Origin of the sequence: Pararhizobium sp. DWP3-4, assembly GCF_049898205.1 — a bacterium.
Taxonomy (GTDB): Bacteria; Pseudomonadota; Alphaproteobacteria; order Rhizobiales; family Rhizobiaceae; genus Pararhizobium.
The window spans coordinates 241411-257035 of the sequence record NZ_JAFCXF010000008.1; the positions used below are offsets into that span (position 1 = coordinate 241411).

Annotated in this window: 14 protein-coding genes, 1 pseudogene and 1 riboswitch; of the genes and pseudogenes, 5 read left to right on the forward strand and 10 right to left on the reverse strand. The window is 53.2% G+C overall.

The genetic code is table 11. The features are described from left to right. Positions 1-421: 421 nt before the first annotated feature. Both ACP7E6_RS21230 and ACP7E6_RS21235 read right to left on the reverse strand, forming a co-directional pair. Positions 422-1153, reverse strand: a complete 732-nt coding sequence (locus ACP7E6_RS21230) for a hypothetical protein (RefSeq protein ID WP_426231703.1) — start codon at positions 1151-1153, stop codon at positions 422-424. 584 nt (positions 1154-1737) lie between these two features. Then, complete coding sequence (locus ACP7E6_RS21235) at positions 1738-2646, reverse strand: LysR family transcriptional regulator (protein WP_426231704.1); 909 nt, start codon at positions 2644-2646, stop codon at positions 1738-1740. Positions 2647-2743: 97 nt separating this feature from the next. Between ACP7E6_RS21235 and ACP7E6_RS21240 the strand changes: the two genes are divergently transcribed. Next, positions 2744-4165, forward strand: coding sequence for an aldehyde dehydrogenase family protein (locus ACP7E6_RS21240; protein ID WP_426231705.1), 1422 nt, complete (start codon positions 2744-2746; stop codon positions 4163-4165). Continuing rightward, positions 4165-4554: a carboxymuconolactone decarboxylase family protein gene (locus ACP7E6_RS21245; RefSeq protein WP_426231706.1), complete on the forward strand. Its 390-nt coding sequence runs from the start codon at positions 4165-4167 to the stop codon at positions 4552-4554. The genes ACP7E6_RS21240 and ACP7E6_RS21245 overlap by 1 nt, the downstream gene beginning before the upstream one ends. A 216-nt stretch (positions 4555-4770) precedes the next feature. On the opposite strand, the pseudogene ACP7E6_RS21250 reads toward ACP7E6_RS21245, so the two are convergent. Next, positions 4771-5099, reverse strand: a pseudogene (locus tag ACP7E6_RS21250) (isocitrate/isopropylmalate family dehydrogenase); the annotation flags it as partial. Between the two features lie 301 nt (positions 5100-5400). Between ACP7E6_RS21250 and ACP7E6_RS21255 the strand changes: the two are divergent. Next, on the forward strand, positions 5401-6327 hold the full coding sequence (locus ACP7E6_RS21255) for a LysR family transcriptional regulator (protein ID WP_426231707.1): 927 nt from the start codon (positions 5401-5403) through the stop codon (positions 6325-6327). Positions 6328-6658: 331 nt separating this feature from the next. On the opposite strand, the gene ACP7E6_RS21260 is transcribed toward ACP7E6_RS21255, so the two are convergent. From ACP7E6_RS21260 to ACP7E6_RS21280, 5 genes are read right to left on the reverse strand one after another with little or no spacing between them, the layout of a single operon-like run. After that, on the reverse strand, positions 6659-7720 hold the full coding sequence (locus tag ACP7E6_RS21260; RefSeq protein ID WP_426231708.1) for a threonine aldolase family protein: 1062 nt from the start codon (positions 7718-7720) through the stop codon (positions 6659-6661). Positions 7721-7732: 12 nt separating this feature from the next. Further along, positions 7733-8467: an amino acid ABC transporter ATP-binding protein gene (locus ACP7E6_RS21265; RefSeq protein WP_426231709.1), complete on the reverse strand. Its 735-nt coding sequence runs from the start codon at positions 8465-8467 to the stop codon at positions 7733-7735. A 21-nt stretch (positions 8468-8488) separates the two neighbouring features. After that, a complete protein-coding gene (locus tag ACP7E6_RS21270; protein WP_426231710.1) occupies positions 8489-9178 on the reverse strand; it encodes an amino acid ABC transporter permease in 690 nt (229 codons plus the stop codon). 22 nt (positions 9179-9200) lie between these two features. Beyond that, positions 9201-9947 (reverse strand): amino acid ABC transporter permease, encoded by a 747-nt coding sequence (locus ACP7E6_RS21275; protein WP_426231711.1) that lies wholly within the window; start codon positions 9945-9947, stop codon positions 9201-9203. Between the two features lie 53 nt (positions 9948-10000). After that, positions 10001-10912, reverse strand: coding sequence for an amino acid ABC transporter substrate-binding protein (locus tag ACP7E6_RS21280; protein WP_426231712.1), 912 nt, complete (start codon positions 10910-10912; stop codon positions 10001-10003). A 458-nt stretch (positions 10913-11370) separates the two neighbouring features. After that, a riboswitch (glycine riboswitch) is annotated at positions 11371-11458 on the forward strand. Positions 11459-11661: 203 nt separating this feature from the next. Between ACP7E6_RS21280 and ACP7E6_RS21285 the strand changes: the two genes are divergently transcribed. Next, positions 11662-12903 (forward strand): D-amino acid dehydrogenase, encoded by a 1242-nt coding sequence (locus tag ACP7E6_RS21285; RefSeq protein WP_426231713.1) that lies wholly within the window; start codon positions 11662-11664, stop codon positions 12901-12903. A gap of 149 nt (positions 12904-13052) precedes the next feature. Here the strand turns inward: ACP7E6_RS21285 and ACP7E6_RS21290 are convergent, their stop codons facing one another. Both ACP7E6_RS21290 and ACP7E6_RS21295 read right to left on the reverse strand, forming a co-directional pair. Beyond that, positions 13053-13778 (reverse strand): NrsF family protein, encoded by a 726-nt coding sequence (locus tag ACP7E6_RS21290; RefSeq protein WP_426231714.1) that lies wholly within the window; start codon positions 13776-13778, stop codon positions 13053-13055. After that, complete coding sequence (locus tag ACP7E6_RS21295) at positions 13705-14274, reverse strand: sigma-70 family RNA polymerase sigma factor (RefSeq protein WP_426231715.1); 570 nt, start codon at positions 14272-14274, stop codon at positions 13705-13707. Before ACP7E6_RS21295 ends, ACP7E6_RS21290 begins: the two co-directional genes overlap by 74 nt. Before the next feature lie 152 nt (positions 14275-14426). Here ACP7E6_RS21295 and ACP7E6_RS21300 point away from each other — a divergent pair, with 152 nt between their 5' ends. Next, positions 14427-15209 carry an alpha/beta fold hydrolase gene (locus ACP7E6_RS21300; protein WP_426231716.1) on the forward strand — a complete coding sequence of 261 codons (783 nt, stop codon included), beginning with the start codon at positions 14427-14429 and terminating at the stop codon, positions 15207-15209. The last annotated feature ends 416 nt before the right edge of the window (positions 15210-15625 follow it).

Genomic DNA, 15625 nt, shown 5'->3' on the forward strand with positions numbered 1-15625 from the left:
ATACCGGATTAACGGCTCCGCTTCTTCGCAGGCAATTGTGACCGAAACGTCATGGGCGTCACCGGAAACGTCGCGTGACGGGGTCGGTTTCATTTTCGGATAAGCTGTTTATTAACACGTCTCAAGCGGGCCGTTCTCTCGGTCGTCAAACGAACCATCATCGCATCAACCGGATCGCTGTGAGAATGGTTTGGACGCGCCAATGATTGGAGCCGTGATGGTGACCGGCATGGAAGCGCGACGTGCACATATTGACCACCTCGCGCCCCAGATAGTCTTTAAAACGACGTGGTTGATTTTAAGATTCGCGATTATCATGCCGATCGGATCGGTTTATTGGAATCAAGTCACGCCGCTCGGAAGGGGCTACTCCGAGAAACCCCGACGGTTTCAAATACCATGTGCAGTCTGCAGTAAAAAATTATTGAACCGCATACTCGGACAGTTCGACAGTCACTGTGCTAAAGTCTTTGTCGGGAGAGCCGTCAGGTCTGCGGGCAAATACGCTTCGACGTGTTGGAAATTTGAAGCCATCCACCTCAACGTAGTCGGACAGGAAATGTGCCGCCGGCGAATTGGCCCAGACATCGACTTCATAATCGTGTCGGCACAGAAGGCCGTCCGTTCCAAAATAGAAGCGTTGGTCTCGCGTATGGCTGTGAACATTATCGGGAAAGCGCACGGCAAGGCCACGAAGGTTCTGAACGTCACTATGCACAGAGGGTATCTCATGTACAACATATCCCGGTTCTGCCAACAGAAATGGCAACGCATGGTAGGTCCACATTGCGTAGCCATTGAAATACGCGAGGTTTAGCGGATCCCAGTGAGTTTCAAAACCACGATCACCGAACGCCTCTCGCCCATTGTCACGTTCGGCGATTATCGTCCCCGCCTCATCTGTAATTTCGACATGTTCTGGAACCCAGCGCATTTTCCAGTCGGGGTTCCCAAATCCATCTATCTGCGTCCACTGACGATGAAAGTCGGTTGTTGCGCGCCTCGGGGTACGATCCATTTCGATACCTTTTAGACCCCACAACTTTCCGCCCGTCACGATCGTTGAAGCTAACCCTTTTGCCTGCCGCCAGCGGTTGATCCCGCCGTGAGCGTCAAAAATTTCCTGGAGAAGGCGGTCTAATTTGTCGCTCATGATCAATCCTCTTGTAAGATCTATAACCAGCATATCGGCAGTTAGCTTTGTCTCAAAAGACGTTTTTACCTCTTTTTAGGACGTATTGGCTTGCATCTAAGAGCGCGCCTGTTGAAATGACCCCCGACAGTTTGCCTATTTGCCTACGAAAAAGGCCTATCTAAAATACTGGAGCCCTAGCAGCAAATGCCGAGCAAAAAGCGCACACCATCCACCATCCAGGCGTTGAGGCCATTTCACTTTGCCGGTCTGCTACAGTTGGCAGACCTTTCGCGCAGCTCTTTCTACCGTCTGCAAAGGTGTTGTCACTAACGGAGCGGCATGCCGGCCTCATAGACGGTATCAAGCCATCTTCGCCCGTCACAAGGGCCGCTGTCAGATCACTGCGGCCATCTGCTAGGAGGGACAGCGCCTGATGGGTCAGATGGGCATGAAGTCGCTGGTGCACCCGAGCTTTGGCTGTCAAAGGCGCGTCGGCTGATGATCTATAGGACACAAAAAGTTAAAATGGCCTACGCCTTACACAAAGTATGTTTGCACGGGGTCCGTGCGACTTATTGCAGCGATCATTATTCACGATGACATCACGTGTGACGGCGATTACCAGCGTATCTATCGGTGATGAAGCGGGTGAGTGCCAAGAGTGCGGCAGGCTGATAACGTCGACTGGGATAATAAAGGGATAGGCCAGTCGAGGGGGTGATGTATCCGCCAAGGAAGCTTTGGAGTTTGCCCTTGCTGACCGCCTCGGTAGTCCACCAGTCGGAAAGGTAGGCCAAGCCAACCCCGGAGAGCGCTGCCTCCAGCATCAATCCGCCATCGTCCAACGTGAACCGACCGCGGACATCTAGCTTCAAGGTTTGCCGGTCTACGTCGAATTCCCAGGGATCGATAGCACCGCTCGGCATTCTCGATCGGATGCATTCGTGATCCAGCAGGTCTTGTGGGCTGAGTGGCGGCTGCCTGCCGTCCATGTAGGCAGGCGAGCCGACGATCGAGAAATGCTGGTCAGGTTCCAGTCTCAGCGCGATCATGTCCTTCGCAATCAGATTGTTAGGCCGGACTCCCGCATCATAACCTTCCGCGACGATGTCGATAGGCCGGTCCTCAGTTACGAGATCCACTTCGATCTCCGGGTAGTGTTTCGAGAACGCGATAAGCAGCGGCGAGAAGACTCGGCGAGCCGCGCCTACCGACATATTGATACGCAAAACCCCCGCCGGAAGACTACGATGATCATTCACCATGTCGATCGCGTTATGTATTCGGGCGACCGCAGGGCCAACCTCACTAATGAAGCGGGTTCCAGCCTCGGTCAGCGACACACTTCGTGTCGTTCGATTAAACAGACGGACGCCGAACTTAGCCTCCACCGCTGCAATCCTCTGGCTGAGAACAGTCGGAGATACGCCGACGTCCAACGCGGCAGCCCGAAAGCTTCGGCGTTTGGCCACGGCAACCACACTCTCCAACTCTTCGATCCTAAGACGCATTATCCCGTTTTCTGCAATTAGCTATCTTAAACTATGTAGATTATCCGAGATGATTATCAAGCCTATGTTTTTGGCAACGCTTGAAGGAGGCGATCATATGAGAGATATCATACAGATCTACATCAACGGAGAGTTCGTCACGCCGCATGGCACGGAGCTTTTTGATTTGCATAATCCGGTGGACGCAGAAGTAATCGGCCGAGTTCGGCTCGGTGATGCTCAAGATGCACGTATTGCCATTGCTGCCGCGAAGGGCGCATTCAAGAGCTGGTCACGCAGCCCCAAGCCGGAGCGCATAGCGCTACTACACAGACTTCACGAGGTCGTTTGGGCTAAAAAGAACGAGCTAATTGAGGCTATCGTTCAGGAATTCGGTGCGCCGGCAACACGTGCCTATTGGATGGCATCGAGTGCAGCCAACAGCTTCCTGGATGCTGCTCGTGCATTGGAGAAATACGATCTCATTCGGAAGGTTGGTACGGCAGACGTGGTGATGGAGCCAGTAGGAGTCGTCGGCCTGATCACGCCGTGGAACAGCAACGTGGGTTTCATCTGCAACAAGCTTGCATATACCCTCGCGGCTGGCTGTACTGCCGTGATCAAGCCCAGCGAAATGAGCGCTACCCAGACACAGGTCCTACTTGAAGCGCTGCACGAAGCTTGTGCCCCGGCCGGTGTATTCAACATTGTGAACGGTCGCGGCGACATCGTTGGCGCCGAACTGACGACGAATCCCGATATCGCCAAGATTTCCTTCACGGGCTCGACGCCGGTGGGTAAGTCGATCCTCCGTGAAGCAGCTGCAACTTTGAAGCGGGTAACGTTGGAGCTGGGTGGAAAGTCCCCGACCATCATCCTGGACGACGCCGACTTCGACAAGGCAATTCCAACCGCACTCCAGGTCGGTTTAGGCAACAGCGGGCAAGCCTGCCTCAATGGCACGCGCATTTTTGTTCCCGCGTCGCGCAAGGACGAAGCCATCGCCTCGATTAAGAAGCACTTTGCTTCCGTCCAAGCCGGTGAACCCCTCGCTCCAGACACCACCATCGGACCAATGGTCAGCCAGGCCCAATACGAACGTGTCCAGCGGTATATCAAGCTTGGGCTCGACACAGGCGCTACTCTGGTCGCCGGAGGGGAAGGTCATCCCGAAGGACTTGGCGGCTATTTTGTCCGCCCAACAATTTTTGCGGACGTCAGCAACGATATGGCCATCGCGCAGGAAGAGATTTTCGGTCCCGTTCTTTGCGTCCTGACCTATGAGGATGAAGCCGAGGCGATCCGGATGGCCAACGACACTCCTTACGGTCTTTACGCCTATGTCCTTTCCGCCAACGAGGAAAGAGCGACGAAAGTGGCCATGCAGCTCGACGCCGGTCGTGTAGCGATCAACGGTGCGGCTCATGATCCTGACGTTCCCTTCGGGGGGTTTAAGCAGTCGGGCATCGGCCGGGAATATGGCGTATTCGGCCTCCAGTCCTATTTCGAGCCGAAGGCGCTTCTGGGAGCTGTGCTTTGATGTCTGATAGCGAAAACGGAAAATGGGTCTACAGTGAACTTCGTGGTTCGGATCGTACATCCCTAATGGTGGAACTCGCCGCCGGGGAGGGTGCCCAAGCGGTGATTGCCGGGCTCTCACTGGAATTCGTCTTCGGCAGAGTGTGGGCTCGGGACGGGCTTGACCGCAAGCAGCGAAGCCTCGTGACCATCGGTACTCTCATCGCCTTGCGGCAGACATCGGAACTTGAAAACCATTTTCGTGTCGGCCTGACCAATGGGCTGACTTTCCGTGAACTAGAAGAGGCGGTGATCCAGACCGCCCCTTACGCAGGATTTCCGGCCGCATGGCGGGCGGCCGAGCTCCTTGCCGAGTTGGCAAAGACTGCGGGTAGTTGCGATACGTCATGATGTCGAAGAAATCGCCAAACAGAACTGCCCACGCGCATGGCATCTACTTCACTGCGGCCTGCACTTCCGGAGTTTCAAACAGAGGCATGAATGAACCCTATCAACGAGGTGTGGGCTTCTGCTCGGCCTCCCTGTCTCAATCCGGATCGACGACGGTACACCGTAACGAATTCTGGACGAGAAACGGTAGTAATTACGGTATGGTGTGCCTATGGACAGAAATTCGGCGACCGCTTTGCCGCAGGTCGAAGCCGGTCCAGCGAGGTCGCGTGTCCGTAACTTCTCCTCCTCAAGACGGCCTCGATCGTCGCCAACGCGGCGCTGCCTGCTTCTTCCTGGCCAAGGTGATCCGACATCATAGCTCCCGACCATATTTGACCAAGCGGATTGGCAGTCCCCAGACCAGCGATGTCGGGTGCAGACTTATGAACCTCGAAAAGAGAGGGAAATTTGTGCTCGGGATTTATGTTTCCGGAAGGTGCTATTCCGATCGTACCAGTACAGGCAGGGCCAAGGTCCGACAGGATGTCACGGTGCAAACTCGCATACTGTCCACAGTCTGCGGCGGTCGTGCATGTTTTTCAAACCGGTTAACCTCATCCTTGCCTGTCATTAGCACATGTAGGTAAGTGCCTCGTTTCCCGCTCCGTCTATCTCAGGCAAGCTTTTCGCAGACAGCATCGTCATTACACGCGCGAGGGGTGAGGCTTTGACAGTGCCTGCCTAGGCTTTGTCGACACTTGTCTCGCATATCCGGGTTATTGCGCCGCGCCTTGGCAAGCACTACTGTACACGTGAAAGAACGTGACACGCGATGCACCGCGAGTTCCATGGAGGATATAGAAGATGGAGGTTGAGTGGCTCGAGGATTTTCTTGCCGTTTCGAACCTCAGCAGTTTTTCCGCCGCTGCAGAAGCGCGAGATATAACACAATCCGCTCTGAGCCGAAGGATTCGGTCGTTGGAGGAATGGGTTGGTGTCCCCTTATTCAACCGTACAACCCACAAGGTAACTCTGTGTCCGGCGGGAGAGTCCTTCAGAGTAACGGCCGAAGAAGTGCTGAGACAGCTTCGCACGGCGCGCGCAGAGGCCAAGGAGCGAGCAGAAGAAGCCACGGCGAGTTTGCGGTTTGCGTCAACTAACGCTTTATCATTGGTGTTTTTTCCCGTGTGGCTGCGTCAACTCGAAGCAACACTACAAAGCCCAATCAACGTTCAGTTGGTCGCCAATCACATGGAAGCGTGCGAGCGTATCATGGTCCAGGGGCAGGCACAGTTTCTACTTTGTCACTACCACCCTGCCGCAACGACTCTGTTGACGACCGACCAATTTCGATCTGTTCGGGTCGGTGAAGATGTTTTGATGCCTGTTAGCGTTCCCAAGGTGTACGGAGACACCGAACCTTTATTTCGTTTGCCTGGCGACGCTCAGCACCCTGTGCCCTATCTTTCATACCGTCCGGAGTCTGGAATGGGGCGAATCGTATCAGCAGTGCATGCAGCTTCAACTAAGAGATGCCGGCTTAGACCGACGTTCACTTCACAACTGGCGAAGCTCTTGGTGACAATGGCCCTTGATGCTAGGGGGATGGCCTGGCTGCCAAAAAGCCTGGTTGACGATTACTTGGATACTGGGGCCTTGGTCCCCGCAGGCGACGCGTCATGGAATATTCCAATTGAAATACACCTTTTCAGGCCGCGAGCCAGGCAATCGATGGCCGCGGAGCAGTTCTGGGTTCACGTGAATTCCCTGGCCAAATGCGGAACGGATTGAGACTAAGGTCTAGCCCCCGCTCCGAGTATAGGAGCGGGATCAGCGAGCCTGCGCTCGGAAGTCGTCAGCGTGGCGCTTCTTCGAAAAAGTCGATCGGAAATTGAGCAATTCGAACTTATGCTAGAGGAGATCGAGGCCCCCCGTGCCAGAATGAGATGCGCTCCGGGAAAGCTCTTTGCCGCAGTTGGATGACACACCCTCCGCAAGCTAATTAGACATAGCTTAGCGAGCTAACTTAATCCCACCCTTGTGCTTCATCTTTAAAGGGAAATCTCCCCACGCGCTAAATGGTGCATTTCCCTGTGCGAACGGGTAAGCACTTAAAAGTGAGTTATGCCAGTTTCTTAAAGATATCCACAGCCAGATCGATATCAGCTTCACTAATATGACGATGCGTCACGCACCGCAAAAGGTTGACGCCCCAGGGCCTTACCCACAAGCCAGCGGTCTCGAGTTCTGAGCGCCATTGAAAACTGGTCCGTCCCGACCCTGAGACGTCAACCTGTACGATATTAGTCTGGGGCCGGGACGCTTTAAGCCCTGTCCTGCCATCATTTAAAGCCTCGCTCAGGCGACGGGCGTTCGTGTGGTCATGGATCAGACGTGCGCCCATGTTTAAAATGCCCTCCAAACCCGCGGCGGCGAGAATGCCAACTTGCCGCTGGGTGCCACCGAGCATCTTGCGCAAGGCTTTAGCACTTTTGATAGTTTCCCCACTGGCGACTAAGATCGCGCCGGCAGGGGCGCTCAGTCCTTTTGAGAGACACACGGATACGCTGTCTGCGTGTTTCGAGATCTCACTAGGCTCAACGTCTAGCGCGACGGCCGCATTGAATAGTCTTGCTCCGTCCAGATGGACCCGCACACCCTGTCCTTGACCAAGTTCGAACACCGTTCTCATATGCTCAAGCGGAAGCACTGTCCCGCCGGCATTGTTGTGAGAGGTTTCCATGCAGATCAACGCGGTTTTCAGTTTGTTGCGATTGTACACGACGGCGTCGGTGAGCAGATCTATGTCCATTGCACCATCCTCGCCCGCGATCGGTTCATAGAAAAGGCCAGAAAACGTCGCTGATCCACGTTCTGAAGTAAACATATGAGCGTTCGCTTCTATCAGAACCTGCTCGTTTCTTCCTGCTTGGCTGATGGCCGCCACAAGATTGGCCATTGTGCATGTTGGGAAGAACAAACCAGCTTCTTTTCCCAGGATATTGGCTGTGGTCGCTTCAAGACGCTGAACCGTTGGGTCCCCTTCCAAACCGTCGTCCCCTAAAGGTGCGCTTCGCATACTCGCATACATTTCTGCTGTAGGCCTCGTGACGGTGTCGCTCCGAAGGTCGATTTGGACTTCAGCAAGCGATGCGTTCGTTTCATTTGATTGGGAGGACTGCATTTTCGAAGCCTCTCAGTGTTGCAGTATTTTTGACAGGAAGAGGCGAGTGCGATCAGCGCGGGCGTCGAGATTGTCAAAGAATTCGTTTTTACCGCAGTCTTCGATTATTCGACCACCATCCATGAAGATGACCCGATCGGCTACCTTGCGGGCAAACCCCATTTCGTGAGTGACGACCATCATCGTCATTCCCTCTTTTGCAAGATCAGTCATCACGTCCAAAACTTCGGTCACCATTTCGGGATCGAGCGCGGATGTCGGCTCATCGAAAAGCATCGCGGTCGGGTCCATTGACAAAGCCCGGGCGATTGCGACGCGCTGTTGCTGGCCGCCGGATAATGTTGCTGGATATTTATCTTTGTGCGACGATAATCCCACCCGCTCGAGAAGTTTGAGGGCTCGCTGCCTTGCCTCGTCCCGACTTCTTTTCAAGACCTTGAGCTGAGCGAGGCATAGGTTTTCGAGAACGCTCAAATGCGGAAACAATTCAAAATGCTGAAATACCATGCCTGTGGTCGCACGAAGTTTTGGCAAATTGGTCTTCGGATCTCCAACGGATATATTGTTAACGATTATCTCGCCTTTTTGAAAAGGCTCCAGCGCGTTCACGGTCTTGATGAGCGTAGATTTTCCTGACCCTGATGGTCCGCAGACCACTACCACCTCACCCTTTTTGACAGAGACTGAGCAACTGTCTAACACTTGAAGGGAACCGTACCATTTACTTAGATTTGTGATTTCGATCATCTGTGAGTCTTTCATATTTGGTCAGCGGACCACCTGGACGCGTTTCTCCAACAGCTTGACTAACCGTGATGCCGAGAAGCAAATAATTAAGTAAACTGCTGCCACAAACAAGTACATCTCGGTCAGCCGGCCGTCTCTTTGGCCAATTTTAGATGCTGCACCAAGGAAGTCCGTTAGCGACAGAACGTAGACAAGTGATGTATCCTGGAAAAGTATAATTATCCGCGTGAAGAGCGACGGAAGCATATTCCGCGCGGCCTGGGGTAGCACGATATTCGTCATGATTTGTCTGTAATTGAGCCCAAGCGCCACCCCTGCAGATACCTGACCCCGCGAAATTGATTGGATGCCTGTTCGCATGATTTCGCAAAAATAAGCGGCCTCAAACAAAGTAAAACTGACGACTGCGGACCGAAAGGCGCCGACTTTAATAGGGCGGTCGGCTCCTACTATCCAAGCCCCGATGTAGGGCACCAGGAAGTAGAACCAAAAAATAACCAGCAGAAGTGGGATAGAACGCATCACATTCACGTAGATGCCGGCAGGCACTGAAAAAATTCTTAAGGGTGACAGCCGCATGATGGCGAGAAGAGTGCCAAGGGCTATTCCCATAATCGCCGAAAGCGCCGTTATGGAGAGTGTGAGCGCCATACCGGTTTTAAAAAGGTAGGGAAGGGCTCCAGCCAAAGAAGAAAAATCAAGTTCACTCATATCTGTCCACCTGATGAGAAGGCTATTTTGTGCCCGATGATCCAACTAAGCCGGGCACTGCGACGGCGCGTTCCAGCGTTCGCATCGCTGAAACAATTGTCCAATTTATCGTGAGATAGACCAACGTCGCCGCGGTAAAGGCTTCAAAAATATGGAAGCTGAATTCTTGCATTGATCGAGCTTCGCCGGTCAGTTCCAGCAGACCAATTGTCAACGCGACCGAGGAGTATTTAACAGTTCCGACCAGCTCGGAGGTCATGAGAGGGATAATGATCCTAAACGCTTCGGGAAGAATTATGTATTGATACACTTGAACTTCCGAGAGACCCAATGCAGTGCCGGCTTGCAACTGGCCTCTTGGCAGCGACTGAATACCCGCACGAACTTGTTCTGAAACGCGACTCGCACCGTAGAATCCAAGACAAAGAAAGGCCGGGAGCAACGAACTCCATGGCTGCGGCATTTGTTTCATTGCCAAACCCAGCCGCACAGGGAGCAACTCGGGAAGTACGAAATACCAAAGGAACATTTGGACCAGCAACGGAATGTTTCGGATGATTTCGACGTAAATTGTTCCCATAAGATTTAGACGGCGCGATCGCGCCGTCCTCATTACCCCTAGAATTGAGCCCAGGGTTAAGGCGAACAGAAATGAGCTTGCAGCCAATGCAAGCGTCCAACCAGCGCCCATCAGTATCGTCTCAAGATACGTATGAACGCCGTCTGGGGAAAGTTCGAAGAATACCTGCCAACTCCAGTCGTAATTCATTTCGAATGTCCCAATTCCTGATCTCTGTACGCCGGCCAAAAAAAGACTGGCAATCATTGATAATCGGCGGGATCGCCCGAATCCGTTGGATGCTTCAGCGCTTTTTTAAGCGCAGTGCTCATCGGATATTTGAGATTGATGTTCTTGGGTGGAATAGGTGTGTTGAAGTACTTCTCATAAAGCGTGGCAATCCTGCCGGTTTTCATCAGATCGATGACCGCGTCATCGACCACCTTCTTAAACTCTGGATCATCCTTAGGCTCAACAATCCCGTACGGCGCCAACTCCAGCCCTTTGGTGCTGATAACGAAAGCTCCCGGATCCTTCGATGACGCGACTGATGCGTAAGCCAGCCCGTCGTCATTTGCCGCTGCGGCGGCTCTTCCGCTTTCCACCATCAGAAAATTCTGGGCGATGTCATTTGTCGCCACAACCGTTATGCCGTAGTTATTTTTTGCATTCAATTCGGACACAGTCTTAAAGTTTTGACCTCCCGCCTGGGCGGCGATCGTCTTTCCGCGAAAGCTAGCCAGATCGTCTACATCCAGCCCACTCTCCTTGCGCGCAATCAGTACGATCTGCGCGACGAAGGTCGTGGGTGCGAATGATACAAAATCGTGCCGTTCAAGCTTGTTGGTCGTGTTCCCACATTCCAGATCGATCGTGCCATTAGAAATCAACGGAATTCGGGTAGCAGATGTCACAGGATTATATCGGATTTCGAGCTTATCTAATCCGAGCTTCATTTTGATCGCCGCCGCAACCTCCTGGCAGATTTCGACGGTGTAACCGACAGGCTTCTGATTTTCATCGAGAAATGCGAATGGCACCGACGTCTCTGGATGGCCAAGAGTTATGGCGCCGCTTTGCCGGATCTTTTCGAGACGGCCGCTGCCTTCGGCAAAAGCTGCGGTGCTTGATATGCCAACAGCTAGGACGACGGTGAATGCTGCATATAGTTTCATTTCAGTTCCCCTTTTTTCTATCAGGCTGCTCGCTGGCAATCCTAGATTTTTGGTAGTTGCTGATCCGCTGGGCGAGCTAATCTTGATTGCTTAGCCACGCTCCAACAGCGTTAAAATCGTCGAAGGTTGCAACTGTCTCGCCAAGCCGTAGGCCGACTTTTGTTTTTTCGGCTAACGCTGAATATTGATACATCGGCACCCTTCAATATCCACTATTGCTTGAGCATAAATTGATGCTTGTTGCGCATACTAGATTGGGCGCTTGCGATTCCACTCACCTTGCGGATAAATCTTACTTCGCCATCTTATTGAAAAAAAAGAGAAAGAAAGCATTGATCGTGGGCTCGCGTCGCCGCCAGAACGAAACCAATAGGTTCGCTTGTCTGCCGTAGCAGCACGATCTAGGCATCGGTCGGGATTGTTCATAGGGCTTAGCTGCAGTACAAAAAACTTGTTCGTAAGGCTATTTGGGAGAGACCGGCAAAGTCCGGCGCCGACGGAGCAACTACCCCGGAAACTCTCAGGCAAAAGGACCAAATTGGCGTCGAACATCTGGAGAGTGGCAAGCCAAAAGATTTGCCCACCGAAGGAGAAAGCCGGGCCGGTGAAAACGGTAAGCGCGGCCAACGACACAGGTGGAAAACATCTGGCGTGGCGCGTGTCGGATAAACTCTCAGGTTCCCTGACAGATGGGGTTTCGCGCCGTTTTATGCGGCGAAACCGCAATTTGATCCTGAGGACTCTTATTCATGACCAATATCGCAATTGTCGGTGCCGGTATCACCGGTGTCACGACCGCCTATACCCTTTCTCGTCACGGTTATAATGTTACAGTTTTTGATCGCAACCGGTATGCTGCTATGGAAACTTCATTTGCAAATGGAGGCCAGCTTTCGGTGTCCAATGCCGAAGTATGGAACAGCTGGTCGACCGTCTTCAAAGGCTTAAAGTGGATACTTAAGAAGGATGCGCCTCTCCTTATAAATCCCAAACCAACCTGGCATAAATATTCTTGGATGGCAGAATTTATCCTCAATATCTCAAACTACGAGAAGAATACGATCTTCACAGCTAAACTGGCTATCGAGGCGCGTAGGCGTATGTTCGAGATCGCGGAGGAAGAGAAGATCGATTTCGACCTGGAGAGACGGGGCATTCTCCATATCTATCGCTCCAAGCGCGCCTATCAGCACGCCTCTGAGGTCAATAAACTATTGGAGGTGGGCGGATTGGAGCGCAGGCCCGTAAACGTCGACGAAATATATGCCATCGAACCAACGCTAAGCGGTGCATTTTACGGTGGCTTCTTCACCCGATCTGATTCAACTGGTGACATTCACAAATTTACACGCGGACTTGCGGAAGCCTCCGTTCGGCGCGGCGTGCACTTTATCAACGACGCAGTTGTCGAAACGGTGAAGCATGGAGAAAAGAATCTCTCGGTTTGCTGGCGTCATGCATCGTCGCGGTATCCCGACCTAAACATCGACCATTTTGATGCTATCGTGATTTGTGCCGGCGTGGCCAGCCGTGGTTTCGCCGCACAGCTAGGCGACCGGGTGAATATCTATCCTGTCAAAGGATACTCCATCACCGTCAACCTTAGGGATAACAGTAGTCAGGCGTCTGCCCCTTGGGTCAGCTTGCTCGACGATGACGCAAAAATCGTCACCAGCAGGCTGGGATTAGGGCGCTTTCGTATTGCCGGAACTGCCGAGTACAATGGCGAAAACTTGGACATACGCAGCGACCGGATCAAACCACTTGTGGCATGGTGCCGCGATTGTTTTCCAGGTGTAGACACCTCAGATGTGGTCCCCTGGGCCGGCTTGCGGCCGATGATGCCAAATATGCTACCGCGCGTGGGCAGAGGCAATCGGCCCGGTGTCTTTTACAATACCGGCCATGGTCATTTGGGCTGGACTCTCTCGGCAGCGACAGCGGACATCCTCGTGAACTCTATTAACGACGTCTACGCGACCGTTCGCTAGCCGACCTTGAGACTGCTATTGAAGATAGCGACTAGGCTCACAGGGTGCCATTGACACTCGAGCAAGGCCTCGCTCGCCGGAAATGGTTGTCGCAGCTGAACCGCCACGAGATGGCCGACGTAGCCCTGGGTGGGTCGTTGACCTTCGACTTACCAGGCGAGCAAACGGCGGCCTGTAACCGATCCGAGGATAGAAACGATGATTATTGCGACATTATACCAAACAGCCACAAACGCGGCGCCGTCGTTTTTGCAAACGAAAGCATAAGCTGCCCCGCCTATTGTACCCGCGAGGAGCCCTGCCATTAACCCATCTCTACCCGGCCGTGTTGGAACGCCGCACTTTAAGACACACAAAATTGCCACAAGTACCGGGAGAGACAGCAAAACGATTGCGCCCACACAGCTAAGGACAGATACGGCGCTCACGCCCGGTGTCGGGAAGGCCGAGTTGTCCAATGCGATGCCCGCGGCCATCAGCGATAAACCGGGAACGAGCGCCATTACCCCAAGACGCCCAGTCCCCGGTTGGCCCGCTTGCCGAACGAGAAGCAAGGCTCCAGCAGCAAGCGCGACCATCACCACAAACTTGAAAAGGAACGGAGGTCTTGTAAGAATGCTGACGACCTCAAGATCGCTGCCAAAAATTAAAAATGCAAGCGCGATTGAAACGGCAAGCATCAGGAATGCGGCTGGTAGTAAAAGCTGCTCGAACGACAATTTGCGCTGATCGCTGCGCTGGGATGCTTCAATGACCATCTTTTTAATCAGGGCAGAGGTATCATCAGCGGTCTTCATATCTTCATCTTCTTTTATGGCGGGGAGCGAGGTGGCCAAAATCAGAGAGACGCTGCAACGCTCGATGTAGAGTGACACGAACGGCGCCTTCGCTAGTCTCCAGCCGTTCGGCTATCTCACGCACAGACCGTCCTTCGATCGTGAGAGATGAAACGACATCCCGTTGACCGGCTGAAAGGGTTTCGAATGCCCGTTCAATGTCGGGCATGTGACGGTCACTGTCCGGAGCTTGGATAATTTCGGCGACCTCATCCAGTGTAATCTCACAGTATAAGCGGGCTTCCCGGCTGCGCTTACGCACCGCGTCACCGACTTTGTAGCGCACGATTGCCTGCAACCACGGGATAAATGGCCGCTCGACATCCCAACGGTCGCGCATTATGTGAAGGCCCAGGAGTACCTCCTGGACAATATCCTCGGTCTGACTAGCGCTCATCCCAAGCCGCGAGAGTTTGCGATTTACAAGGCCGCGTAGTGTCCCACCGATCTCCTCAAGTAATCTCTCATAGGCTGCGGAATCGCCAAGGCGAGCTGCACGCATTGCCCCAGCCCATGTATTTTCGCGAAGGCTCATTCATTCGATTCACATTTAAAAGCCATCGTTAGATACTCACTCGCGCGCGCTTTTTGTTATCACAAAAGCGTGAAAATGTTGCGTTTGTAGGGCGAGGGCCGAACTAGCAAATGGAGCGTCTTGCTCCAAACGGAACGTTAAGGACAAACGTAATGAACATTTTCCACAGGACGGTAGTCGCTGCCGCCGCAATTTTGGCTTCTCTTTCGATTCCCGATCTCTCGGCGGCCGCCTCTTCGCCGCCGGTCAAGGCACTCAATGTCGTGCTGGTACACGGTGCCTATGCCGATGGCTCCAGTTGGTCCAAGGTAATACCGCTTTTGCAAAAAGCTGGACTTCACGTCACTTCAGTACAAAATCCCCTGACGTCATTTTCTGACGATGTGGCGGCAACCAAGCGCGCGCTCGACCTGCAAGACGGGCCAACAGTCCTTGTGGGCCATTCTTATGCGGGAATGGTTATAAGCGAGACTGGTATCGATCCCAAAGTCACTGCACTCGTCTACGTTGCGGCACGCGCACCGGACGCCGGTGAAGACTACCCGGCACTAACCGGCAGGTTCGCAGCACCGCCTGCAAGCAAGGGTCTAGTCCATAGCGGCGGTTTTGCCCAACTTAGCGAAGAGGCATTTGTCCACGACTTCGCAGGAGATCTTAGCCATAAAGACGCTATGGCACTATATGCGGTCCAGGGACGAATTTCGGACAAATTGTTTGCGACTAAGACCACGCAAGCCGCCTGGAAGACGAAGCCTAGTTGGTACGCCGTTTCAAAGAATGATCGTACGACAAATCCCGACCTCGAGAGATTTCTTGCCAAGCGCATGGACGCGACAACAGTCGAACTGAATTCCAGTCACGTGTCACTGATCTCACATCCACGCGAGATCGCCAACCTGATCCTTGCTGCCGCAGGCTATCCGGTCAAGCATTAAAAAAGGCCGGGCGGGAGGGCCCGGCATATGCGTGCTATCGGAAAAGATGATGCAAATGAAAGTTACCGGTTGCAATGAGGCCAGATGGTTCAGCAGCTTCAGTTTCGAACCGGTATATTCGAAAATCAAACAAACTCGGAAAAAACTGCCATGCCGTTTATATGGTGCTAATGTGGGTTCGTTGAAAAGCATTAGGGCGGTTCGCCACTAGCGCGCGAAATGTTGTTGGAACAGTGCCTCCATTCATGTGTGCCTAGTCGGAGGTTGCGTCTTAGCTTCAATCTCAAGGACTTGCTGCCAAAAGCTTCTTTAAGGAGGACGTTCGGCTTTATCATTATCGACTCCGCAGATGGTGGGGTTTCGTTTGGCGCACGCGAGAGATCGCGAAGTTGGGGTTTGAGTGCCAAACTAAAACT

Coding starts and splice junctions, on each gene's coding strand:
- ACP7E6_RS21230 (WP_426231703.1), bottom strand. CDS start 1,153: ATGAGCGACAAATTAGACCGCCTTCTCCAGGAAATTTTTGACGCTCAC.
- ACP7E6_RS21235 (WP_426231704.1), bottom strand. CDS start 2,646: ATGCGTCTTAGGATCGAAGAGTTGGAGAGTGTGGTTGCCGTGGCCAAA.
- ACP7E6_RS21240 (WP_426231705.1), top strand. CDS start 2,744: ATGAGAGATATCATACAGATCTACATCAACGGAGAGTTCGTCACGCCG.
- ACP7E6_RS21245 (WP_426231706.1), top strand. CDS start 4,165: ATGTCTGATAGCGAAAACGGAAAATGGGTCTACAGTGAACTTCGTGGT.
- ACP7E6_RS21255 (WP_426231707.1), top strand. CDS start 5,401: ATGGAGGTTGAGTGGCTCGAGGATTTTCTTGCCGTTTCGAACCTCAGC.
- ACP7E6_RS21260 (WP_426231708.1), bottom strand. CDS start 7,720: ATGCAGTCCTCCCAATCAAATGAAACGAACGCATCGCTTGCTGAAGTC.
- ACP7E6_RS21265 (WP_426231709.1), bottom strand. CDS start 8,467: ATGATCGAAATCACAAATCTAAGTAAATGGTACGGTTCCCTTCAAGTG.
- ACP7E6_RS21270 (WP_426231710.1), bottom strand. CDS start 9,178: ATGAGTGAACTTGATTTTTCTTCTTTGGCTGGAGCCCTTCCCTACCTT.
- ACP7E6_RS21275 (WP_426231711.1), bottom strand. CDS start 9,947: ATGAATTACGACTGGAGTTGGCAGGTATTCTTCGAACTTTCCCCAGAC.
- ACP7E6_RS21280 (WP_426231712.1), bottom strand. CDS start 10,912: ATGAAACTATATGCAGCATTCACCGTCGTCCTAGCTGTTGGCATATCA.
- ACP7E6_RS21285 (WP_426231713.1), top strand. CDS start 11,662: ATGACCAATATCGCAATTGTCGGTGCCGGTATCACCGGTGTCACGACC.
- ACP7E6_RS21295 (WP_426231715.1), bottom strand. CDS start 14,274: ATGAGCCTTCGCGAAAATACATGGGCTGGGGCAATGCGTGCAGCTCGC.
- ACP7E6_RS21300 (WP_426231716.1), top strand. CDS start 14,427: ATGAACATTTTCCACAGGACGGTAGTCGCTGCCGCCGCAATTTTGGCT.